Source organism: Ruminiclostridium hungatei, from assembly GCF_002051585.1.
Lineage (GTDB): Bacteria > Bacillota > Clostridia > Acetivibrionales > DSM-1351 > Ruminiclostridium > Ruminiclostridium hungatei.
Map to the genome: position 1 here is coordinate 12,574 of NZ_MZGX01000035.1, position 24,437 is coordinate 37,010.

Genomic DNA, 24,437 nt, shown 5'->3' on the forward strand with positions numbered 1-24,437 from the left:
GGATTAAGATACTAAGGGATTAATAGGGGTTAACGGGGATTTAACAGGATTTGCCGGGAAATACGGAGGATTTGATGCGAGTTTTATATTTTGACTGTTTTTCAGGAATAAGCGGAGACATGACCTTGGGTGCACTGCTGGATCTGGGCCTGGACAAAAATGCTTTTTTGCAGGAACTGGAAAAGCTCAGGGTTAACGGTTACTCCATAGAGATAAAGAAGGTTGTAAAAAACGGTATTACCGGTACGGATGTAAATGTTATCCTCCACGAGGAAGAGGACGGTGGGCAGGAGCAGCAGCACCACAGTCACGGGCATTCCCATGAGCACAGTCACGACCATTCCATTGGGCACGGTTCAGACCATGCCCATGAGCACAGTCATGACCATTCCCATGGGCATGACCACGAACATTCCAATGACCACCAACACGAGCATTCACACAAGGAAAGAAACCTTTCGGATATTGAAGACATTATAATGAGCAGCAGCCTGAAACCCGGAGTCAAGGCCATGAGCACCAAGATTTTCAGGGAAATAGCCAGAGCGGAGGCAAAGGTGCATGGCAAGGACATCAACGCGGTGCATTTTCACGAGGTGGGGGCTGTGGATTCCATAGTGGATATTGTTGGCGCCTGCATTTGCATTGATATGCTGGGAGTGGAACGGATTTATGCCTCTGAGCTGCACGAGGGAAAGGGTTTTGTAAAATGTGCCCACGGTCTGCTGCCTGTTCCTGTTCCGGCGGTAATGGAAATGCTTTGCAACAGCAGGATTCCCCTTATTACGGAGGATGTTCCGTTTGAACTTGTCACTCCAACAGGTATAGGGATACTTAAGATGACCTGCTGTTCCTTTGGGAAAATGCCTCCCATGTCCATTGAGAAAAACGGCTATGGTATGGGAAAAAGGAATACAGGCCGGTTCAACGCCTTGAGAGCTGTTGTTGGCACCATATATGAGCAGGAGTCTGTGCCAAATGACGAAATATCAATTCTTGAAACCAATATTGACAACATGTCGCCTGAAATATTGGGCTATACCATGGAGAAGCTGTTTGACCTGGGAGCACTGGACGTGTATTACACACCCATATACATGAAAAAAAGCAGGCCTTCTGTCATGCTGACCGTCCTGTCTCGGTGTGAGGACGAAAAGAAATTTTCAGAGGTTATATTCAGTGAGACCTCCACTCTTGGCATAAGGGTAACAAGATCCGCCCGCTATTGTATGAACAGGGAATTTGTAAAGGTCAATACCAGGTACGGAGACGTACGGGTTAAAATCGCCAGAATAGGCGATATACATAAGTTTGCTCCGGAATATGAGGACTGCAAAAGTATTGCTCAGAAGACAGGCTTGCCTATTACGAAGGTCTATGAAATGGTAAATGAAACTTACAGGCAGGAAGGAAACAGCGTTGCTGTACAATAAATTTTCACAGTTTCTTAAAAATAAATATGGTTCAAAGGTATACAAGCTTCCGCTGAACCTGCCTGTGACCTGTCCCAACAGGGATGGCAGACTGGGTATGGAAGGGTGTATTTTTTGCGGTGAAGAGGGGGCAGGCTTTGAAAACCTGTCCTGTACTTTGTCCGTAGCACAGCAGCTCAGCCGGAACGCAAAGTATATAGGTAAAAACTATGGAAGTGAAAAATTCATTGCGTATTTTCAAAACTATTCAAATACCTATCTCCCTTATGATTTATTTGTAAAAAACATAGCCGAGGCCTGCGGTGATGGCATAGTAGCCATATATATTTCTACCCGGCCCGACTGTATTGCAGACCGGTACATGGAATTTCTGGCCCGCCTGAAGAAGCAAAAGGGTATAGACATTGTTATTGAACTGGGGCTGCAAACTGTCAATTATCATACCCTTAAGCTGCTCAAAAGAGGCCATACCCTTGCGGAGTTCATAGAGGCAGCCGCCTGTATAAGAAAACACGGGCTTGAGCTTTGTGCCCATTATATAACCGACCTTCCTATGGATAATCTGGATGATGTTATTGAAGGGGCAAAAATTATTTCAGCGCTGGGGGTTTCCCAGGTGAAATGCCATTCATTATATATACTAAAGGGTACAGAGCTTGAGAGAATGTATGAGAGAAGGGAAGTAGAGCCTGTTTCGGCGGAGGAATTCATTAACAGGACTATAGCTTTTCTTGAATACCTCAAGCCGGATATTGTGGTTCAAAGACTTATCGGCAGGGCTCCGGCAGAAAGAACCGTGTTTTGCAACTGGAATACCAGTTGGTGGAAGCTTCAGGAAATGATAGAGGCGAGAATGACGGAACGGAACACCTGGCAGGGAAGGCTGTATAAAAGCGGCAAAGCTATGCTGGGAGAGTGAAAAACTTATTCTTAAAAATATTTTTTCATGCTATGCATACCGGACAAAATTCGATATAATATAAAAATATTAAAGTCAATTGTGCTAAAATCTCTATAGAGAGATTGAAACCGGCCCTTGACAGAAGGCGATGTTTTAGCCGTTTTTGCATTATTACCAAATGTGTTAAATTAAAATTCAAATCAATTAAACAATAAGAGGAGTGTTATTCTTGAATAATGAGATGGTTTTAGTACTGGACTTCGGTGGACAATACAACCAGTTGATCGCCCGCCGCGTCAGAGAAGCCAGCGTATATTGTGAGGTTATCCCTTATAATGCGTCACTGGAGCGTATCAAGTCATATAATCCCAAGGGAATTATTTTTACGGGAGGCCCCAATTCAGTTCTGGACGAGGGTGCGCCAAAATGTGACCCGGGAGTGTTTGAACTGGGTATTCCAGTACTGGGAATCTGCTATGGTATGCAGTTGATGGGCGTAATGCTGGGCGGCAATGTGGACGCTGCAAAACAGCGGGAATACGGTAAGGTTGAGATAGCTATAGACAATAATCAGCCGTTTTTTAAGGATGTAGATGAAAATACGACCTGCTGGATGAGCCATACTTATTTTGTAAGCAATCCTCCTGAGGGCTTCACGGTTATTGCCAAATCTGCAAACTGCCCGACGGTGGCAATGCAGCATCTGGAAAGAAACCTGTATGCGGTACAGTTCCATCCTGAGGTTATGCATACCCCCAGGGGAAAAGACATGCTGAGAAACTTCCTCTACAATATATGCGGCTGCAAGGGTGACTGGCAGATGTCGGCCTTTGTTGAAGAGTCTATCAAAGCCATCAGAGAAAAGGTGGGAGACAAGAAGGTATTGTGTGCGCTTTCAGGCGGAGTTGATTCGTCGGTAGCCGCCGTACTCATACACAAGGCCGTTGGAAAGCAGCTTACCTGCATATTCGTGGATCATGGCCTTTTGAGAAAGCACGAAGGAGACCAGGTTGAGCAGGTATTCAGAAAACAATATGATATAAATATGATCAGGGTAAACTGTGAAGAAAGATTCCTTGAAAGACTCAAGGGAGTAACCGACCCTGAGACCAAAAGGAAAATAATCGGTGAAGAATTTATCAGGGTATTTGAGGATGAGGCCAAGAAAATCGGAAAGGTGGATTTCCTTGTGCAGGGAACAATTTATCCTGACGTTATAGAAAGCGGACACGGTGATGCGGCGGTAATCAAGAGCCATCACAATGTGGGCGGACTTCCTGACCATGTGGATTTCAAGGAGATAATCGAGCCCTTGAGAAACCTCTTTAAGGATGAAGTAAGAAAGGCCGGAGAAGAAATGGGTATTCCGGAGGACATTGTCTGGAGACAGCCCTTCCCGGGACCGGGACTTGCCATCAGGGTAATTGGTGATCTGACCAAGGAAAAGCTGGATACACTGAGGGATACCGACTACATCTTCCGTGAGGAGATAAAGGCGGCAGGCCTGGGCAGAGAAATAAACCAGTATTTTACGGTGCTGACCAATATGAGAAGCGTGGGAGTAATGGGGGACGAAAGAACCTATGATTATACGCTGGCACTTCGTGCAGTGACAACAACAGACTTTATGACGGCGGATTGGGCAAGGATTCCCTATGACATACTGGAGAAGGTGTCAAACCGCATAATAAACGAAGTCAAGTCCATAAACAGAGTAGTGTACGACATCACCTCGAAGCCGCCGGCGACGATAGAGTGGGAATGATTTGGAGGACAGTAAAAAGCTAGTAACTATGCGGTTTTTCGGACTTTCAAACACTCCCGTGGCAACGTTTTGGCAACACTAATTGCATTATTCATATGAAAAGAGCTAACTGATTTTGAGTGTCAGTTAGCTCTTTTTTGTTATTTTAAACGCCACAACTTAGTTGATATGTCTCTTTGTATGTTGCCTTCTCGTTCTAATTCCCGTAAAAGGGCTACTATCCAGTACTGCTGGTTTGATGATGATGCATTAGGTTGTTCGCCCCAATCAAGGCCACAAGCTCTAAATATTTCGGCTTGCTTCATACCTATAGCATTAGTGGCACATTCAGGGATGGACATCATATATTCCAGAACCAAGGACTTGATTTGTAATCTGAAATTTGTACCGTCGGAAAAATAGTTCCTCATATTATATTATTGTTCCTTCCTTTCAGCACGGTGAGCATCAAGTGCCTCTTTGATGCGCTGTGCTTCTATTTTTGGATAGTTATAACGCCAGTCATCGTATTCATCCTTGGTAATCTCACCGCGTTTGAACTTATCGTACTCTTTTTGCCATGTGCTGAACATATCAAACATAGTTGAAAAAGACGGACTATTAAATTTATCAAGTGTAATGCAAAGTTCTCCATCTAGATTTTTTATTCTCAATCCGTAAAGGTCTTCCAGTGCAAACAGCGTGTGCATGACACAAATATAAGAATCAATATCCGGTACTGTTAAGGCCTCTGGGCTGATACCCAGAGCAACTGCTAGTGAATTGATCATGCTGTCCTTCGGTGTTCTGGTCCCCGATTCATATTGTGCTACACGAACATCAGCAGTTCTTTCATCAAAACCGGCAGCCAAGCCGAGATATTTTTGCGTCATGCCCCGCAAGTTGCGGATAAACCGGATTCTTTCACCAATAGCCATATTACTATCTCCAATCACATGTAAATGAGTGCTTTGTAAGTATAATAACATATTTGTTTAAGAATATACAAGAGAATATAAACAAAAAAGTTTAGTTATTATCTTGTAAACCTCTTGACACAAACAAAAATGTTTAGTATTATCAAAATAAAGTTAAACAAATTTGTTTAATAATTAAAATTGAATGACTATCCAAGCAGCTATCTTTTGAAAAAGTGGGGCATGACTTTTCATAATGCAAATGAGCTTGCTAATGGAGAAAGCAACACAGAGCTGATTAAGGTTGCCTGTCAGGAAACTGTATAGGAGAGAATGGCAAACAGTAAAAGGAGGGGAAAAATGAGTAACTCTTTCATGCGCGTTGATGAGGTGGCGGCAGAATTAGGTGTATCAAAATCATATGCCTACAAAGTTGTTCAAAGACTCAACAAGCAGCTTAAAGACATGGGCTATCTGACCATAGCGGGCAGGGTCAACAAGAAGTATTTCGAAAAAATGGTTTGCTACGGCGAACCCGTTAAGCTGGAAAGGAAGGGATCGAATGGCGGCATATAAGGAATCGAACACCAATACTTGGCGCGCGGTCTACCGCTATACCGACTGGAAAGGCGAACGCAAGCAAACGCAAAAGCGTGGCTTTGCCACGAAGCGTGAAGCCTTCGCATGGGAACGTGAACAGCTTCAAAAGGCATCTGCTGATTTGGATATGACATTTAAGAGCTTTATTGAAACCTATACCGCCGATATGCATAGCCGCATCAAGGAAAACACATGGGAAACCAAAGAGCATATTATCCGCACGAAGCTGCTGCCCTACTTCGGGAAACGAAAAATGTGTGAGATTCAGCCTAAGGAGATCATTGCCTGGCAAAATGAGATGATTAACTTTAAGTATGAGCATGGGAAGGCGTACTCTCCAGTATATCTGAAAACGCTGCATAACCAACTCAGTTGCATCTTTAATCATGCAGTCAAGTATTATGGCCTGTCACAAAACCCGGCAGCTAAAGTCGGAAATATGGGCAAAGCCAAGAACAAGGAAATGCAATTCTGGACAAAAGATGAGTATTTAAAATTTGCCGATGCCATGATGGACAAGCCTATATCCTTCTATGCTTTTGAAATGCTCTACTGGTGTGGAATTCGTGAAGGTGAACTACTTGCATTGACACCCGCCGATTTCGATTTTGAGAAAGGCACTGTCACAATCAGTAAATCTTATCAGCGGCTAAAGGGGCGCGATGTGATTACTGATCCAAAGACAGAAAAAAGCAACCGCACGATAAAAATGCCGCAGTTCCTATGTGGGGAGATGCAAGATTATATCAATTCACTGTACGATGTGGAGCCAAATGATCGCATCTTCCAGATCACAAAGTATTATCTTCATCACGAGATGGATAGAGGTGCAAAGGTGGTCAACGTCAAGCGCATCAGAATTCACGACATTCGGCACAGTGCGATTTCACTATTGATAGATATGGGATTTTCGGCCATTGCAATCGCTGACCGCGTCGGTCATGAAAGTATCGACATTACTTACAATTATGCGCATCTATTCCCGTCAAGACAGACGGAGATGGCGAACAGGCTGGATTTTGAGCGTACAGAGAAAGGAGATTAACCATGTCATTAAAAAACAAAGACAATCATAATCGCTGGAGGAACAAAACCGTTGCATTCCGTGTTTCGCCGGAAGAAGATGAGCAAATCGAGATTGCCGTCAAGCTCACCGGCTTGACCAAGCAGGATTACATCACCCGGCGACTGCTCTGCAAGGATGTTGTAGTGCAAGGTAATCCGAGAGTATATAAGGCGCTTCGTAACCAGCTCTCCGCCGTGCTGGATGAACTGCAGCGCATTGAAGCCGGTGCCGGTATGAACGATGAACTGCTTGACACAATATGCTGGATTGTCACCATTATGAACGGAATGAAGGAGGAAACGCATGGCGACTAAAAAAGAAAAACCGGCTGTCCCGGTTCCGCCTGCGCCAACAGACGGGGAAAAGCCGCTTTCAAAAAACTCTGAGAAAAGTATAACAGAAGAAAATTTTAAAAACAATCCCCCAGAGAAAAATTACGAAGAGATGCTGCGGATGATGCAGCGAATGAACGACCCGGCTTATCTTCATACAGTGTCCATGAATGAACTCTATGAAAATATCTACCAGAGCAGACCACCTATTATCGGCGGTCTGCTCTACTCCGGCGCCTATATTCTGGCGGGTGCTCCAAAGGTCGGAAAGTCATTTCTTGTGGCACAGCTCGCTTATCACATCAGCACGGTACAAGTGCTCTGGAATTTTGAGGTGCACACGGGCACCGTACTATATCTTGCTCTTGAAGATGATTACCAGCGTTTGCAGGAGCGTATGTTCCGTATGTTCGGAGTGGAGGGGACAGATAATCTTTACTTTGCCGTCTATGCTAAACAGATCGGAAACGGTCTCGATGAGCAGCTTGAGAAATTTATGCGGGAACACCCGGACACAAAGCTTATTATTATCGACACTTTGCAAAAAATACGCGAGATCGGCGGCGAGGTATACAGCTACGCAAATGATTATGACATTGTTGGTCAAATGAAGAAATTTGCGGATAGGCATTGTATCTGTCTGTTGCTGGTGCATCACACCAGAAAGCAGCCTGCCGGTGACAATTTTGAAAGGATATCCGGTACGACCGGACTTCTCGGTTGCGCGGACGGCGCATTCCTTCTGCAAAAGGAAAATCGCACAGACCTCAATGCGACACTGGATATTGTGGGCCGTGATCAACCGGATCAGCGGCTTTACCTCCAGAGAGATAAAGAACGGCTTATCTGGACGCTAGACCATGCAGAAACTGAGATGTTGAAAGAGCCGCCGGATAGGATTCTGGACTCTCTTTCCCGGCTGGTAACAGCAGAAAAACCGGAATGGTATGGCAGTCCTACGGAGCTTGTAGCTGCACTCAACCTGGATATAAAACCCAACGTACTTACACTGCGGTTAAACGTAAACGCTGGGCGGCTCATGCAGGAATATGATATCCGTTATGAGAGTAGCCGAACCCACTCAGGGAGATTTATCAGACTTATGCTTATTTCACCAGAAGCGTGTCGGTCGTGACGATGTTTCCGGGAGTGGCCCTGGTGTCAAAAATACCGTCACCATCGACACGATCGTCATGGGAGCCCATGCGTATCTTCGTCCTCACGGAGTAATCTGTAGATTTCTACGAGGACGTGCAGAGAAAATTATCACGGTTTTTCTCTCCCTCGGACAGCGGAGTGTTTCGAAAAACAGGTTGCTGCCCGTGTTGGGTTTGCAAAGTGGAGTCCACTTGCAAACCACGGCAGAGGCTTCCGCAGAAGCCGCAAGCTTACCCACTGCCCACAGGCAGCCCACGGCACTTTGCAGCCTGCAGGGATGAAAGTGTCATAGTGGGTTATTACACTTTGAAAAAGTGCATTCCCGGTGGCTTACTACGTATTTATAAACTCAAAAATGGAGGTACAACGTCTATGGCAAGAAACGATGGTGTTGACCGAATCAGTGTAAGAAATGTCAACCTGTCAAATGCAAAAATCGGCAATACACAAAGACATAATGAACGCGAAAAAGAATCCTATACAAATCCGGATATCGTGCCTGAGCGCTGCGATTTCAATATTCATTTCAAATCGCCGACGAACAATTATGAAAAGATGTTCACTCAAATGGAAGCTGACAAAGTGATATCTACCCGAGGCCTGACAGATGAAGCCAACCTTTACGGCGAGCTGATCTTTGATGTAAACTCAGCATACTTCCACAATCACGGCGGCTATGAATTTGCCAAGCAGTTTTATGCGGACGCATATAAAGCAGCCGTCGAGATCGTTGGTGGTGAGCAGTATATTCTTTCGGCAGTTATGCACGCCGATGAACGCAACAGAGCCATGTCCGAAGCATTGAAGCAGGAAGTTTTCCACTATCATATGCATGTAGTATATATCCCCGTTGTGGAGAAAGAAGTACTTTGGTCGAAGCGATGCAAAGACCCTTCCCTGGTCGGCACGGTTAAGGAAAGTGTTATGCAGGTGAGCAGCAGCAAAAAGTGGCTGTCTCAGCCAGCACTTGACGACGACGGTAGCCCAATTTTACAAAAGAACGGCAAGCCGGTGCTGCGAAAATCCTATAGTGTTCTTCAGGATGATGTTTTTAATTTTATGCGAGCAGCCGGGTATAACGATCTGGAGCGCGGTGAGCGCGGGAGCTCTGAGGAGCACCTGACCGTTACGCAGTTCAAGGTCGAGCAGGAAAAGCACCGGCTTGAAGAGTTGGATGCAGCCAAAACCGAGGTGCAGGCTGAAATTGTGCATCTTCAGGAAGAAAAAGCTGATGCTCAAAATGAAGCGAAGGAGGCAAAAGACCGGCTGAATGATCTTGCTCCGAAAGTCGAAAAGATGGAGATGCTTGCCGCAAAATATTCCGATGATCCGGAAAAATTGCTTCCGGAAGCTGGGGCGCTGGAAAGCGCCAGAACCTACCGAGAGAAAAAAGTTAAACCACTTCTGGCAGGAATCGTGAAAGTCCTGCGCTCGGTGTATAACGCATACCTTGACCTTGTCAGCAAATTTGATAGACTTCAATCTTCATATGAACGGGAAATAAGAATGAATAATACACTTTCTGATAGGTTGGAAGACGTCTTTTCTGAAAATAAAGAGTTAAGGAATGTGGCAGAAAATTATGAGCGCGTCTGTCGCGCTTATGGCCCCGAGCGTGTAGCGGAAACTGTCGAAGCGGTCAAAAAGCAGGAAAGGGTTGAAAAAGAGCAAAAACGTATTTCCAGACAAATGCATGACCGGGTTTTACGTTGATTTCCCCTATAGCAAATAACCTCAAGAGGCGTCCAGGACATTGAAAGAATATGGAATAAAATCATGGAGGTAATACAATGAAAAACATTATATCCTGCGAATTTAATATGGATACAGGTTGCGTAGAGCTACGGCTCGGCGATAGCACAATGATATCCATCAATTGCACAGCGGCAGAAAATGAGGTCGCCGACAACCGATTTGAACGTTCGGAACTAGACTGGCTAATTTATAATGACCCGAAAGCATATGCCGATCTAATACTGAATTGGGAGCCGGAGAAATACCTGAAAGCTGTCACGGTATACAGACCATTTGAAAGATGAGCTTATTGATAACGCCGCCTGAGGGAGCAATCTCATGGGCGGCACTTTTTTATTTGATATTGCCAACAAATCGTTTGAATAAACGAAATAGATAAAAGGCGGTCTGTATTCAGCATCCCTCAATTGTAAATCGAAATGCAACCCTTCCGAATCAAAATTGAGTTATTATTCTTAATGCAATATATAAATCCAGGTGGTTGCAACCTGGCTTACAAATGGAATGGCCCATCTACCCGGTCAGAAAAACCAAGCAGCGTTTATGCCGCGAAAGTCTCTTGACAATGAGAAGGCATGTTAGGCTATATTGCCAGGCATCATCCTTTCTCCAAAGTGCTGCATCCCTGTTCAGCAAGGGTGGTGCCGTGATGCCGTGAAACATGCCGATGGAGGCTCGTTGTCAAGAGAACCGTGGAATAAATGCGGGATACTGTCACTTTAATACCGGAATAATGGTTCACTTTCTATTTTCTAATTTCTTTTAATCATGTATCCTAAAAATGTTGGCGGCAGAACGGAGGATATATGTCTAAATTCCTTACTTATGAACAAAGACTTACATTGCAAAAGTATCTAAAAGAAAGCCTTTCCTTTAAAGAAATAAGCCGCAGATTGGGTAAGAACCCAACTACTATTTCCAGAGAGATTCGCAAATACTGCTCCGAGGTCGCTACAGGTTATCCGGGATTTCCATACAATGCTTGCAAAAACCGATTCCACTGTAGAGTAAAAGATGTTTGCGGAAAAAGCTGTACAAGAAAATCCTCCATCTATTGCAAACTTTGTTCTTCCTGCAATGACAATTGCGCGGACTTCATTGAAGAAATCTGTACGGCGAGATTCCGAGTGCCTTATGTCTGCAATGGTTGTGAACAGATCCTTAAATGTACCTTGCTGAAAAACATATATGATGTAGAGCATGCCCACGTTAAAGCGCATGAAACCATATCAGAATCCCGTAGCGGCTTGTGTATCTGCGAAGAGGAGATTGCCCGACTCAACACAATTATCACTCCTCTCGTCCAGCAAGGGCAATCCGTACATCAGATTTATGTGTCCCACGAAAATGAACTCATGTGCAGCGAGAAAACCATCTACAACTACATCGACGCTTGCCTTCTGGATGTACGCAACATCGATCTTCCCAGGAAGGTCAAGTTCCGTGAACGGTACAAAAAACCGGAATTCAAGGTAGATAAGGGTTGCCGGATTGGACGCAACTATGAGGCATTTCAAAACTTCATAGATAATCACCCCGATACGGCAATGGTTCAAATGGACTCTGTCATTGGAACCAAAGGTGGCAAGTGCCTGCTGACGATACATTTCGTGGAAACCAGTCTGATGCTTGCATACCTCCGGGACTCCAACACCTCGAAATCGGTTATCGATGTATATTATGACCTCTATCAAAAGCTAGGCCATGAGCTGTTTCAAAAGCTGTTCCCTGTTATCCTGACGGATAACGGCAGTGAGTTTTCCAATCCCAAGGCCATTGAGTATGGACCTGAGAAGTACGGTGATTTGCGTACACTGATTTATTATTGCGACGCTGGCTGCCCTCATCAGAAAGGGGCTATTGAAGTCAACCACGGCCTTATTCGCAGAGTACTTCCTAAAGGGGCAGACTTTAATCACTTGTTTCAGGAAGACATTACACGGATGATGAACCATATCAATTCCTACAAAAGAAAAAAGCTGAACAATCGTAGCCCATACGAAACTTTCAGCTTTTACCATGGAGAAGAGGTTTTACACAAACTCGGATGTTCACCGATTCCAGCCGATTACATCCTGCTAAAACCAAGTCTTCTCAAAAGGTAGAATTTAAACAGTGCCGCCAACCAACCTTGTTCATCCATAAAACAGGGGTGGATTCTCCGATTACAAAAACATCGCTTAATAATAGCTTTATATGTTTTGTTAAATATAATAATGTATTGAACAATATGATTCTGGTTGATTTGCCCAATGTTTGATGTTACAATATTTAGTATTACATATTCCAATCACGACAGAGAGGTGTCCAAATGAAAGCAAGCTATAAAAAGCTATGGAAGCTCCTGATTGATAAAGATATGAAGAAGAAAGAATTGATGGAACAGGCTGGCATCAGCTCGTTTTCAATTCGCAAGCTCAGTCGTGGCGAGAATGTCACAATGGAGGTTCTTGGGAAAATATGCAAAGTGCTGAACTGTACGCTGGATGATATTTGTGAGTTTGAAGAGACAGACTCTTGATTCACTGGACATAAATGATTGCCCTGATAGGAATTACGTATCAGCGGTTTTTGGTACGAAAATCAAATTGAGAGGAGATCCATAATGAAAGCTGAAAAGCAAATTGAAGAATCTTTTATCAATAAGCTTCAAGATTTAAAATACACGTACCGCGAAGACATTAGGGATAGGGCCTCGCTTGAAGCTAATTTTAGAGGACATTTTGAAAGACTAAATCGTGTAAAGTTAAGCGATTCTGAATATGCGCGTCTCAGAGATACGATTATCACACAAGAAGTGTTCACTGCGGCCAAAACTTTACGGGAAGTAAACACCTTCAAACGCGATGACGATACGCCACTTCAATACACCCTTGTTAATATCAAAGACTGGTGCAAAAACGAATTTGAAGTGATAAACCAAATGCGCATTAACACAGAAAACAGCAATCACCGTTATGATGTCATTATACTTATAAATGGAGTTCCCATTGTTCAGGTGGAGCTTAAGTCACTTCAAATTACACCTAAAAGGGCAATGGAACAGATTGTAGAATATAAAAATGATCCGGGTAACGGCTATACAAATTCGTTGCTTTGCTTTATGCAGCTTTTTATTGTAAGCAATGAGAGCAACACATATTATTTTGCTAATAATCCAAAGGAACATTTCTGTTTCGACGCCGACGAGCGGTTTTTGCCAATTTATCAAATGGCAGACGAAGACAACAACAAAATTACGCATCTTCATGATTTTACTGAAAAGTTTCTGCCTAAATGCACCCTTGGGCAACTAATAAGCCGCTATATGGTGCTTGTTGTAAGTGAGCAGAGATTGATGATTATGCGTCCTTATCAGATTTATGCCGTCAAGGCTATTGTAGACTGCATCGATCAGAATCGCGGCAACGGTTACATTTGGCACACAACCGGAAGCGGAAAAACACTTACGTCGTTTAAAGCATCAACGCTTTTGAAAGACAATCCTGAAATAGAAAAATGCCTATTTGTTGTTGATAGAAAGGATCTTGATAGACAGACACGCTTGGAGTTTAATAAATTTCAGGAAGGCTGTGTTGAAGAGAATACCAATACAGAAAGCTTAGTGAAACGCCTTACTTCCGATGATTATCGTGATAAAGTTATTGTTACGACTATTCAAAAGCTTGGTCTCGCTCTCGACGAAGATAGCAAACGTAATCAGGAGAAAAAGAAAAGAGGCGAATTAACCTACAAGGAACGATTAGCAAAGCTTGCTGACAAGCGTATAGTCATTATTTTTGACGAATGCCATCGCTCTCAGTTCGGCGATAATCACGAGGCAATAAAAAACTTCTTTCCAAAGGCGCAGCTTTTTGGCTTTACCGGAACGCCAATATTTGAAGATAATGCTACCTACAAAAAAATTGATGGTACAGTTGGATCTTATGTAACAACGGAAGATGTTTTCCAAAAGGAGCTGCACGCCTATACAATTACAAACGCCATTGATGACCGCAATGTGCTCCGCTTTCACATTGACTACTTTAAGCCAGAGGATGTAAAAAAAGCTGCAAAAGCTCCAAACGTTCTGAGTAAAAAAGCAGTGGTCGAAGCGATAATTTCGAAGCATGACGCCGCTACCAACGGTAGACGATACAATGCGATTTTTGCGACTGCTTCTATCAACGATGCAATTGAGTATTTTGAACTCTTTAAATCATTGCAGGACGAGTGCAGCAAGGACGAGGGCGAGAACTTTGTGCCGCTGAATATCGCCTGCGTTTTTTCTCCGCCAGCCGAAGGAAACAAAGATGTAAAGCAGCTGCAAGAAGATTTACAGCAGGAGAAAGCCGATAATGAAAAAGAGCCGGAGAAGAAAAAGGCAGCCCTTAAAATCATTATGGATAACTATAACCTGATGTATGGCACAAGTCACAGTATTAATGAATTTGATTTGTATTATCAGGATGTACAGCAACGCATCAAAGACCAAAAATATCCCAACTCGGACTATCCTCACAAAAACAAAATTGACATAACAATTGTGGTCGATATGCTTTTAACCGGGTTTGATTCAAAATATCTTAATACCCTGTATGTCGATAAAAACTTAAAGCAGCACGGCTTAATCCAAGCGTTTTCAAGAACAAACCGCATCTTGAATGACACAAAGCCATATGGTAATATTCTTGACTTTAGAGGGCAGGAAAAAGATGTTGATGAGGCAATTGCGCTGTTCTCCGGAAAAGATAATAGCAGCAGAGCAAAAGAAATCTGGCTTGTTGATCCAGCCCCTATTGTTGTAGATAAACTGGACAAAGCAGTTGCCGAGCTTGAAAAGTTTATGGAATCGCAAGGTCTGGAGTGTAAACCCGAGCAAGTAAGCAATTTAAAAGGTGACGCTGCACGAAGCGAATTTATCAATAAATTCAAAGAGGTGCAGCGCCTCAAAACACAACTTGACCAATATACGGATATCAAAGAAGAGCAAGTGGCAAAGATTGAAGAGCTATTGCCAGAGGATACTTTGCGTGCCTTCCGTGGTGTTTATATTGAAACCGCTCAGCAATTAAAAGCGCAGCAGGGTAAGAATATTGAAGATAAAGACCCTGTTATAGAACAGCTCGATTTCGAGTTTGTTCTGTTTTCCTCTGCTATAATTGATTATGATTATATCATGTCTCTGATTTCAAAATATACGCAACCCGATGTGCCTAAGAAAGAAAAAATGAGCCGTGAACAGCTCATTGGTTTGCTTAGCTCAAATTCAAACATGATGGGTGAGCGCGATGATATTATTGCGTATATCAATACGCTGGAAGCTGGAAAAGGCTTAGACGAAAAGGCAATAAAAGAAGGCTATAAGGCATTTAAAGATGAAAAATCGGCAAAGGAAATGGCATTGCTCGCCGACAAGCATAGTTTACAGCCTGCATCGTTGCAAGTCTTTGTGGATGAAATTATGGGACGCATGATTTTTGATGGCGAAAAACTGAGTGATTTATTGGCTCCGTTAAATCTTGCATGGAGAGATCGGACAAAGAAAGAACTTGAGCTGATGGATGACTTGATCCCCTTGTTAAAAAAACTTGCAGGAGGACGTGTGATTGCGGGGTTAAATGCATATGAATAATAATAATAAAACGGCTTTGGTGCCGAGGCTTAGATTTTCGGAATTTAATACTACAGGAGAATGGAAAACATGTACGCTAAGTAACTTAGCAAGCAGAATAACAACAAGAAATCAAGATAACTCAATAAAACGTGTTCTTACAAACTCAGCTATTGATGGAGTTGTAGACCAAAGTGATTATTTTGACAGGGAAGTTGCAAACCTAAATAATCTCGAAAACTATTTTGTGATAGATGAAGGGGACTACGTTTATAATCCACGCATATCTGTGTCTGCGCCAGTTGGCCCGATATCAAAAAACAAAGTCGGGAAAGGCGTTATGTCTCCGCTATATACAGTGTTTAGGTTTAAGAACCATAATAATGATTTTTATGAGCAATATTTCAGAACAAACCTATGGCATTATTATCTGAAAAATGTATCAAATACTGGTGCAAGGCATGACCGTATGAGCATTTCAAATGATAGCTTTATGAAAATGCCTTTACCTTACCATTCAGAAAAAGAGCAACAAAAAATCGCCGATTGTCTTTCTTCACTTGACGACCTTATCACCGCAGAAGACAAAAAGCTTGAGGCTCTCGGAGCACATAAAAAAGGTCTTATGCAGAAGCTGTTTCCCGCCGAGGGGAAAACTTTGCCTGAGTGGAGGTTCCCAGAGTTTATGGATTGTGATGAGTGGGAGGAGAAAACATTAATAGATATTTGCAATATGCAGGCAGGGAACTATGTATCAGCGACAGAAATAGATGAAAACCGAGCTTCAGACACTTTTCCTTGTTACGGGGGAAATGGCCTGAGGGGCTACACAAAGACATTTACTCATAATGGGAAATACCCATTGATAGGTAGACAAGGTGCGCTTTGTGGAAATGTAACACTCGTTGAAGGGGCGTTTCATGCAACAGAACATGCTGTTGTCTGTACCCCTTCTCAAAGAGTTGTGGTAGAGTGGCTTTATTACCAATTGGTAATGATGAATCTAAATCAGTATGCAACTGGTCAAGCGCAGCCTGGCTTGTCCGTTAAGGTGCTTGAAAAGCTCCAAGTAAAAGTTCCATCAACTACAACAGAGCAGCAACAAATTGCTGATTGCCTATCCTGCGTTGACGACCTCATAACTGAGCAAGTCAAAAAGATTGAAGCATTGAGAACCCACAAAAAAGGCTTAATGCAAGGCTTGTTCCCTTCTATTGAGGAGGTGAGCGAATGAGCATAAACATCACATCCGCTTTCTCGAAAGAGGATTTTAAAAAGCTTACCAACAAAAAGCTTAATAATGATAATTTCCAACAATATAAAAAACTGTTTACTGACAATTATAAATGCCCAAGAGGTGCGGAACAATACAGCTTGAAAGAGGGGTTAACTGATGAGCTGCTTGCAAAATTGGATTTTGTTCTTAAGAGAATAGAAAACAAGAAACAATTTGATTCACTCAAAGATATAGCAAAGTATTTAAGAATGCTACTTGAAGAGAAGAAATATATTGTATTGTTTGCCTATAACGGTACTGGCAAGACAAGGCTTTCTGTGGAGTTCAAATCTTTGGGGCAGCAGATTATTGAAGAGACAGGCGGAAAAACGGCTGATACGCTATACTATAATGCTTTTACTGAAGACCTTTTTTATTGGGATAATGATTTGGATAACGACGCTGAGCGCCTGTTAAAGCTAAATAACAATTCCAGATTTTTTTCGGGACTCAAAGATTTGGAAATGGAAAGCAGAATCCGCCCTTTGCTGCATAGGTATGCAGATTTCGATTTTACTATCAATTATGAGAGTTGGGAAATTAGCTTTTTCAGAGATGCGTTAATTTCTGGCACTACTCAAAGGGTTGATAATATAAAAATATCTCGTGGGGAGGAAAACATCTTCATTTGGTGTTTCTTCCTTGCCGTTGTCCAATTAGTTGTAGATAATGTTGAATCGTATAATTGGGTAAAATATATTTATGTGGACGACCCGATTTCCTCACTTGATGACAATAATGTTATTGCTGTCGCAAGCCATTTGGCAAGGCTAATGAGCGATAATGACGTCAAAGTAATTGTATCGTCGCACCATGCATTGTTTTTCAATGTTTTATGCAATGAAATTAGTAATGCTGAGCAAATGTTTTTGCAAAGAAACACTACGAATGGTACATATATCCTTAAAGATACAAGAAAAACTCCGTTTTTTCATCATGTTGCGCTACTGAAGGAATTAAAAAAAGCAGCTGACACAGGTGAGTTGTATACATATCACTTTAATATCCTTAGAAACATATTAGAAAAGACTGCGTCTTTTCATGGCTTTGCGCATTTTTCTTCGTGCATAAGAAAAGGAGAGGGCGAGGATGACCCTGTTCACAAAAGAATACTCGACCTTTTGAGCCATGGTAATTATTCCCTCTTCGACCCCAAAGAAATGGTCGAAGAGAACAAGGAGCACTTTAAAAGAATATTAAATAACTTTTTAGAAGATTACAATTTCAATCAAAATCTGTTCATGGATGAACAAGGTCAGGAGGCACAAGAATGAACGATACACAACAAAAACAATTAGGCGCAACTCTATGGGCTATAGCCGACAAGCTGCGCGGGGCCATGAATCCTGATGACTTCCGTGATTATATGCTGTCCTTTCTTTTCTTGCGCTATCTGTCAGACAATTATGAGGAAGCAGCAAAAAAAGAACTTGGCAGCGATTATTTGCAATGTGAAAATGAAATAGAAAGTATTAATAATGCTGGCAAACAAGACGAGACTATTAGTGTATTAAAAGAACAGGTGACGGATTATTTTATCAAACAGGAATTAGAGGAAAACGTAAAAAATATGATGATTGACGATCATCTAGTATTGTTTGAAAGTAAAAAGTTAACCCCGCTTATTGTTTGGTATAATAAAAATTTAGATCAAATTGTGACGTTTGAAAAACAAATGCGTCGTAAAGTTCATTTTGTAATCAAACCTCACTATCTTTGGAGCAACATATACGAATTAGCTCGCACTCAAAGCAAGTATCTTTTGCGAACTTTGCAAGAAGGTTTTAAGTTTATAGAAAATGAGTCCTTTGACAGCGCATTTCGCGGTTTGTTTTCCGAGGTCAATCTCGATTCTGACAAGCTTGGAAGAAATTATGAACCTCGCAATACCATGCTGTGCTCAATCATAACTGAAATTGCCGAGGGGCTTTCTGAGTTTACTAACGAAACCGATCTTTTGGGAAATGCCTATGAATACTTGATTGGCCAATTTGCGGCAGGCTCAGGCAAAAAAGCCGGAGAGTTCTATACTCCGCAGCAGATCTCGAACATCCTGTCACGTATTGTTATACTAGATAGCCAAAATCCCAGTACAGGCAAAAAGCCATATATTAATAATTTGCTGGACTTTGCTTGTGGCTCAGCTTCGCTGTTAATCAATGTTAAAAAGCATCTTGAACCAAACAGTATTAGCCAGATATATGGGCAAGAAAAGAACATAACAACTTACAACCTTGCACGCATGAACATGCTTCTTCATGGATTTAAGGATTCTGAGTTTCAAATCTTTCATGGAGACTCACTGTTAAATGACTGGGATATCTTAAACGAGATGAACCCGGCAAAAAAATTGAAATGTGACGCAGTCGTTGCAAATCCTCCTTTCAGCTACCGCTGGGAGCCTAATGATACACTAGCAGAAGATTTCCGCTTTAAAAGCTATGGACTTGCCCCAAAATCAGCGGCTGACTTTGCCTTTCTGCTACATGGATTTCACTTTTTGAGTGATGAAGGCACAATGGCAATTATTTTGCCTCATGGTGTTTTATTCCGTGGTGGCGCAGAAGAAAAAATCAGAACGAAGCTACTCAAAGATGGGAATATCGACACTATTATTGGGTTGCCCGCAAATCTCTTTTTCTCAACAGGCATTCCGGTTTGCATTCTTGTGCTTAAAAAGTGCAAGAAATTCGACGACGTGCTATTTATTAATGCGAGCGAATACTTTGATAAAGATAAACGTCAAAATGTCTTGCTACCAGAGCATATCGACAAGATTGTTGACACCTATCAGTTCCGTAAAGAAGAGGACAAGAAATATTCCCGACGCGTGTCAATGGAAGAGATTGAAAAGAACGGTTTCAATCTCAACATATCAAGATATGTGAGCACAGCTGCGCAAGAAGAAATTGTTGATCTTGCGGATGTGAAAAAGAACCTTGACGAAACTGAAGATGCCATAAAAAGGGCAAAGGCAAAGCATAATCAGTTCTTGAAGGAACTTGGTTTGCCAGAGCTACCTTGAATCAGAGGATGTTGAAAGCTTATTGTGCTGGCAACAATCTGGCAACAAAAAATAAGAGAGCTCAAAATATATGGATAACTGATATAATAGAAATACCATGAGCTAATCAATCTATACAAAATTGTTTAAGTTATAGATTTTGGAATTGAGGTAAGAGTGCAATGATGGTATTTGAAAGGCATAGCAAACTACGACAAAATTTTAAAGGGCAGAGTTTTTGGGCAAGGGGCTACTTTGTGAATACAGTCGGAAAAGATGAAGCAAAGGTAAGGGAATATATTTGTAATCAAGAGACAAATGAAGATATCGAAGATAAATATGAACCACCTGATCCGAGTAACCTCTTTTAGAGGGGCATGTAACAGAGTAAGCCGTTTAGGCTAGGGAAGTATAAGTTGCAATAAAATAAAGGTAATGCATGTCGAACCGCAAAAAAATAGGTTAATGCCTTTAGGCTTGCAAGTAAATTTAGCGCTATGCGCGATTATATCAAGCCACCGGCTATGCCGGCGGTCGGTGACTGATACAATAATTGTATCAATTAGCAGGATGAGTGATGGAAAATGGATATAGGATATTTTACAAACGATCGATATAAAGTTCTAAGCTGTATGGACGAGCGGCAAATTGAAGTGTCTGGCTTAGTGTATGCTCTGCTTTCGCAACGACAAATTGCCGATATTACTGGGATAGCTTTTGGTACTGTTAATACTATAATTAAAGATTTGAAAAATAATGGTTACATTGAGTATAGCGGAAAAGCTACAAGAGGGAAATATTCTTTGTCTGATAAAGCTAAATTAGCAATCAGTGAAATGGAAAAAGAGAGAAAATCACTGTTAATGCAGTTTGTTTTACAAAGTATAACTTTTATGAGGTGAATTATGGAAATTATATTACCTTTACAGGTTTTAGATGTTGATGTGGAAAGCGTGGATTATCGCCTTATAGGTACTGAGGAAAAGCAATTTGTCTTGTGGGTCAAAACAGACGAAGAACCTACGGGTGAAGATTACAAATTAGAAATCGAAACCGATAGTGATATGAAAAATATAATAAATATTATTATTGGTTCAAAAATAGAAACACCCGAGCAAGACATTAAAGATGTCTTTTTAGCATTGCTTTTAGAAGCAGAATTTGATAAACAAACAGATGAAGCTGATGGTTTCGAGCACACTCACGACAAAAAAACTAACGTATCATTAAAAGAATACAATCCATACGACCCTAAGTTGATCCGTGTGGACACGAAACCATTTTCAGTAGAGCATGTTTGTAAGTTAATTACCGCAAAGAAACTGGATATTTCACCAGATTTTCAAAGGGAGTTTGTTTGGACGGAAATAACAAGAAAATCTAGACTTATTGAGTCTATTATGCTAAGAATACCTATTCCGGTATTTTATTTGTCGCAAGACGAAGATGGCAATTATCAAGTAGTTGATGGAATACAACGCTTAACTGTTATCAACGACTTTGTAAACAATAAGTTCAGGTTAAAAAATCTGGAATACTTAACTACATTAGAAGGAAAATGGTTTCGTAATCCGAGTAAACCCACTGACCACAGCATCTCTCAGATGTATTCAGGCAGAATAGAAGAAACCCAATTGTTCTTCAATATTATCGACCCCTCAACCCCTGAACAAGTAAAATATGATATTTTCCGAAGAATTAATACCGGCGGAAAAACACTAAATGCCCAAGAGATTCGCAATTGTCTTTCAAATGTAAAAACTCGACAATTATTAAAAGACATGGTTGAATTAAATTCTTTTCTGCAAGCCACGAGGGGTAGTGTCAGTCGAACTCGTATGGCTGATAAAGAAATGGCTTTAAGATTTGCTGCTTTTTACTTGCTTGATAAAGGAAGGTTAAACGAAGTTGAGTACAAAGGCAGCATGGATGATTTCCTTGATCTGGTTAACGAAGTTATTAATAAGCTTAACGATAAAATTCGTAATGAAATCCTATGTGCGTTCGATGTTGCAATGAAAAATGCTTTTATCTTGTTTGGCGATAGTGCGTTCAGGAAAGTTTCTTTTATTAATAAAGCGTTATTCCTATCTTGGTCTCGTCAGTTGCATAAGGTGAACAGCGAATTATTGGAAAACTCTCCGCTTGTTTGCAATGCTAAAGCTATGTTGAATGATAGGATTAACTCTGATGCACTCTATAATCGGTCAATTTCAACAGGAACAAATGACATTTGGAGTATTGATAAAGCATATGAAATTGCCAGGTTAGTATTGGAGGAGATAATAAATGTTTAAACTATTAGAAATAGAAAATTTCAAATGCTTTTCAGGTAGGACGCCTATCTCCCTTTCGCAGCTCACAGTATGTACAGGTATGAATTCTGTTGGTAAATCAACACTGATTCAAGCACTGTTATTGATTAAGCAAAGTCATGAAAGTTTAGGAGAATTTAAAGATAGAAATGTTTTGTTGAACACAGAGGCTTTAAGATTAGGCAGTACCAATCAAATTATGTTAACAGATAAAATGATTTTATCTGTTGATGGGGACTTTATTGAATACTCTGCAGGAGAGGATAAGCTGTCCTTAATCATTGATAAAATATCATCTTCAGGCGATTTGTTTGATATGTTAGATGAAGATATTGATACTGATATAGAGTTGGATACTATGCAAGACATTGCTCTATATTATTTGAATGCCGAAAGATTAGGCCCGAGAAATTACCAAGAGATGAAGAGCCATAACTTCTTGCATTGCGGCTATCATGGCGAGTATACTTTTGATGTTGTAGAAAAAAACCCGGACACAGAGGTGCCAAAAAAAAGAAGATACAACCTTGATTCAAACCAAAAAGTTCCGCATCTTATTAAACAGATTGACTATTGGATGAGCTATATTGTAAACGGTGTAGAAGTAAATTTTTCTTCTGATGTGACTAGTCAATTATCACAAATGAAGGTGCGGCAAGCTGCTTTAGATACACCTTTTAATTCGCCTTACAATTTTGGATTTGGAATATCTTATGTTTTACCAATTATTGTGACCGGTTTAATGGCAAATGCAAACTCCGTGATTATCGTTGAAAATCCTGAAGCCCATCTACACCCAGCCGGGCAATCAAGAATAGGTGAATTCTTAGCACAGATCAGCTGTGATGATGTTCAAGTTGTTATTGAAACGCATAGTGAACACGTAATAAATGGAATTAGACGGTATGCTTTAAAGAACAATCTACTTCCAGACGATATTTGCATAAATTACTTTTCCATAAATAAAGAAACCCATAAACACGAGGTGAGCAGATTACTGCTCAATGATAGAATGGACATATTGAAATGGCCGGATGGGTTTTTTGACCAAGAAGCCAAGGACTTAAAAGAACTCAGAGAGTTAAGGGGCGGCAAAAAATGATTTCAAAAGGATTGTTTACAAACAACCTACCAATATCTATTGACAGTGATCATGAGGATGAAGAAACAATTTCTCAACTTTTAAATATGATTGATTATTCAAAGAACTTTGAAACCATATATTTGATTCATGAATCTTCTTTATATAGTAAATCTATATCTGGTATGGATTTTTCAACGTGGATATTTGATTATACTAATCCGGAGCTACGAGATGTTAAGAGGGAACTGTCTATTCACATCAACAAATCAGAAACACTTGACTGCGGCACAGATTTGAATAGTTATTTGGGAGACGAAACGGCTTTTATTGTTGGAAAGAATGAAAATTCGTATGTGTGGGACGTTTTTGACTACCTTTTGTTTAAGCAAAACCGTCTAAAAAATATATCAAATAGATCAACGTTTGTAGCAGAAGCAAAAGAATGCTTTATGAATATCTTTTTTGATGAAACAGTTTCATCTTCCTTAAGGACATTAGGCAAGAGTTTTGACCAAATTGTAGACGAAATAATTTATCACTTGCGAAAACTTGACGAGTATTATAACAAATTCCAAGAATATTTAACTATTGGATGTAGTTTCCAATCTCTTGCAGATACTTTTACAGAATTCTCAGGTATTCAATGTTCTCCTCAAGCTGGTAGAGATGGGGTAATTAAATTGACAAGGTCGTTCATCAATACGGACACAGGAAACAAAGAAAGCGTTGTGTGTGAGCTGCACACAAAGTTTAGCCAACATAACAGAGGGAGGCAAAAACCCGACAGGGTATACTTTCACCCTGGTAAGAAGGGTATATGTGAGGCTAAAATCATTGTTATACATATTGGAGAGCATTTGTGACATTCATGCAACAAGTGTACTCGCATAGAAAATCAGGTATTCAGGTGTAAAAATTACTGGCAACAATATGGCAACAAAAATTCAGATAGCCTAAAATGTATGGATAACTGATATAATAGAAATACCATGAGCTAAATAATCTATACAAAATTGTTTAAGTTATAGATTTTGGGATCGAGTGGGAATAAACGCCGAGCGCTGCCATAGGGCAGAAGAAGCGAAGGCGTTTATTGCGCAGCGCAAGGAGCAATGGGACCGGAGGGAGCAGAGCGACTATGCGGCAAGCCGGGTACAATAGAAGAGGCGAGCGCTGCCATAGGGCAGAAGAAGCGAAGGCGTTTATTGCGCAGCGCAAGGAGCAATGGGACCGGAGGGAGCAGGGCGACTATGCGGCAA

At 41.2% G+C, this 24,437-nt stretch carries 21 protein-coding genes; 20 read left to right on the forward strand and 1 reads right to left on the reverse strand.

Translation table 11 applies throughout. The features are described from left to right. Positions 1-74 precede the first annotated feature (74 nt). From larC to guaA, 3 genes are all read left to right on the forward strand, one after another. Positions 75-1,433 (forward strand): nickel pincer cofactor biosynthesis protein LarC, encoded by a 1,359-nt coding sequence (gene larC / locus CLHUN_RS20255; RefSeq protein ID WP_080066512.1) that lies wholly within the window; start codon positions 75-77, stop codon positions 1,431-1,433. Then, a complete protein-coding gene (gene mnmL / locus CLHUN_RS20260) occupies positions 1,420-2,352 on the forward strand; it encodes a tRNA modification radical SAM protein MnmL/YtqA (RefSeq protein WP_080066513.1) in 933 nt (310 codons plus the stop codon). The genes larC and mnmL overlap by 14 nt, the downstream gene beginning before the upstream one ends. Before the next feature lie 211 nt (positions 2,353-2,563). Further along, complete coding sequence (gene guaA, locus CLHUN_RS20265) at positions 2,564-4,099, forward strand: glutamine-hydrolyzing GMP synthase (protein WP_080066514.1); 1,536 nt, start codon at positions 2,564-2,566, stop codon at positions 4,097-4,099. A gap of 416 nt (positions 4,100-4,515) precedes the next feature. Here guaA and CLHUN_RS20275 read toward each other — a convergent pair whose 3' ends face one another. Beyond that, on the reverse strand, positions 4,516-5,016 hold the full coding sequence (locus CLHUN_RS20275) for a helix-turn-helix domain-containing protein (RefSeq protein ID WP_080066516.1): 501 nt from the start codon (positions 5,014-5,016) through the stop codon (positions 4,516-4,518). A gap of 339 nt (positions 5,017-5,355) precedes the next feature. On the opposite strand from CLHUN_RS20275, the gene CLHUN_RS20280 reads away from it, so the two are divergent. The 17 genes from CLHUN_RS20280 to CLHUN_RS20360 all read left to right on the forward strand — a co-directional run bounded on the left by CLHUN_RS20280 (position 5,356) and on the right by CLHUN_RS20360 (position 24,041). Then, on the forward strand, positions 5,356-5,571 hold the full coding sequence (locus tag CLHUN_RS20280; protein WP_080066517.1) for a helix-turn-helix domain-containing protein: 216 nt from the start codon (positions 5,356-5,358) through the stop codon (positions 5,569-5,571). Beyond that, the gene (locus CLHUN_RS20285; RefSeq protein WP_080066518.1) at positions 5,558-6,640 is read left to right on the forward strand and encodes a site-specific integrase; all 1,083 of its coding nucleotides are present in this window, start codon (positions 5,558-5,560) and stop codon (positions 6,638-6,640) included. Before CLHUN_RS20280 ends, CLHUN_RS20285 begins: the two co-directional genes overlap by 14 nt. Positions 6,641-6,642: 2 nt before the next feature. Then, positions 6,643-6,975 carry a plasmid mobilization protein gene (locus tag CLHUN_RS20290; RefSeq protein WP_080066519.1) on the forward strand — a complete coding sequence of 111 codons (333 nt, stop codon included), beginning with the start codon at positions 6,643-6,645 and terminating at the stop codon, positions 6,973-6,975. Next, positions 6,965-8,128, forward strand: a complete 1,164-nt coding sequence (locus CLHUN_RS20295; protein WP_080066520.1) for an AAA family ATPase — start codon at positions 6,965-6,967, stop codon at positions 8,126-8,128. The genes CLHUN_RS20290 and CLHUN_RS20295 overlap by 11 nt, the downstream gene beginning before the upstream one ends. A gap of 395 nt (positions 8,129-8,523) precedes the next feature. After that, positions 8,524-9,864 carry a plasmid recombination protein gene (locus tag CLHUN_RS20300; RefSeq protein WP_080066521.1) on the forward strand — a complete coding sequence of 447 codons (1,341 nt, stop codon included), beginning with the start codon at positions 8,524-8,526 and terminating at the stop codon, positions 9,862-9,864. Positions 9,865-9,941: 77 nt separating this feature from the next. After that, the gene (locus CLHUN_RS20305) at positions 9,942-10,190 is read left to right on the forward strand and encodes a DUF6061 family protein (protein WP_080066522.1); all 249 of its coding nucleotides are present in this window, start codon (positions 9,942-9,944) and stop codon (positions 10,188-10,190) included. A gap of 522 nt (positions 10,191-10,712) precedes the next feature. After that, on the forward strand, positions 10,713-12,011 hold the full coding sequence (locus CLHUN_RS20310; protein WP_080066523.1) for an IS30 family transposase: 1,299 nt from the start codon (positions 10,713-10,715) through the stop codon (positions 12,009-12,011). 206 nt (positions 12,012-12,217) lie between these two features. Further along, entirely contained in the window at positions 12,218-12,427 is a 210-nt protein-coding gene (locus tag CLHUN_RS20315) for a helix-turn-helix domain-containing protein (protein WP_015261714.1), read from the forward strand. 84 nt (positions 12,428-12,511) lie between these two features. Further along, a complete protein-coding gene (locus CLHUN_RS20320) occupies positions 12,512-15,520 on the forward strand; it encodes a type I restriction endonuclease subunit R (RefSeq protein WP_080066524.1) in 3,009 nt (1,002 codons plus the stop codon). Beyond that, positions 15,513-16,733: a restriction endonuclease subunit S gene (locus tag CLHUN_RS20325; RefSeq protein WP_080066534.1), complete on the forward strand. Its 1,221-nt coding sequence runs from the start codon at positions 15,513-15,515 to the stop codon at positions 16,731-16,733. Before CLHUN_RS20320 ends, CLHUN_RS20325 begins: the two co-directional genes overlap by 8 nt. Further along, positions 16,730-18,049, forward strand: coding sequence for an AAA family ATPase (locus CLHUN_RS20330; RefSeq protein WP_080066525.1), 1,320 nt, complete (start codon positions 16,730-16,732; stop codon positions 18,047-18,049). Before CLHUN_RS20325 ends, CLHUN_RS20330 begins: the two co-directional genes overlap by 4 nt. Further along, complete coding sequence (locus CLHUN_RS20335) at positions 18,046-19,800, forward strand: type I restriction-modification system subunit M (RefSeq protein WP_080066526.1); 1,755 nt, start codon at positions 18,046-18,048, stop codon at positions 19,798-19,800. The genes CLHUN_RS20330 and CLHUN_RS20335 overlap by 4 nt, the downstream gene beginning before the upstream one ends. Before the next feature lie 161 nt (positions 19,801-19,961). Beyond that, the gene (locus CLHUN_RS20340) at positions 19,962-20,150 is read left to right on the forward strand and encodes a transposase (protein ID WP_080066527.1); all 189 of its coding nucleotides are present in this window, start codon (positions 19,962-19,964) and stop codon (positions 20,148-20,150) included. Positions 20,151-20,363: 213 nt separating this feature from the next. Beyond that, positions 20,364-20,681, forward strand: a complete 318-nt coding sequence (locus tag CLHUN_RS20345; protein WP_080066528.1) for a winged helix-turn-helix transcriptional regulator — start codon at positions 20,364-20,366, stop codon at positions 20,679-20,681. Positions 20,682-20,684: 3 nt separating this feature from the next. Further along, positions 20,685-22,076, forward strand: coding sequence for a DUF262 domain-containing protein (locus CLHUN_RS20350; protein WP_080066529.1), 1,392 nt, complete (start codon positions 20,685-20,687; stop codon positions 22,074-22,076). Continuing rightward, a complete protein-coding gene (locus CLHUN_RS20355) occupies positions 22,069-23,196 on the forward strand; it encodes an AAA family ATPase (RefSeq protein WP_080066530.1) in 1,128 nt (375 codons plus the stop codon). The genes CLHUN_RS20350 and CLHUN_RS20355 overlap by 8 nt, the downstream gene beginning before the upstream one ends. Further along, positions 23,193-24,041, forward strand: coding sequence for a hypothetical protein (locus CLHUN_RS20360; RefSeq protein ID WP_080066531.1), 849 nt, complete (start codon positions 23,193-23,195; stop codon positions 24,039-24,041). The genes CLHUN_RS20355 and CLHUN_RS20360 overlap by 4 nt, the downstream gene beginning before the upstream one ends. Positions 24,042-24,437: the final 396 nt, after the last annotated feature.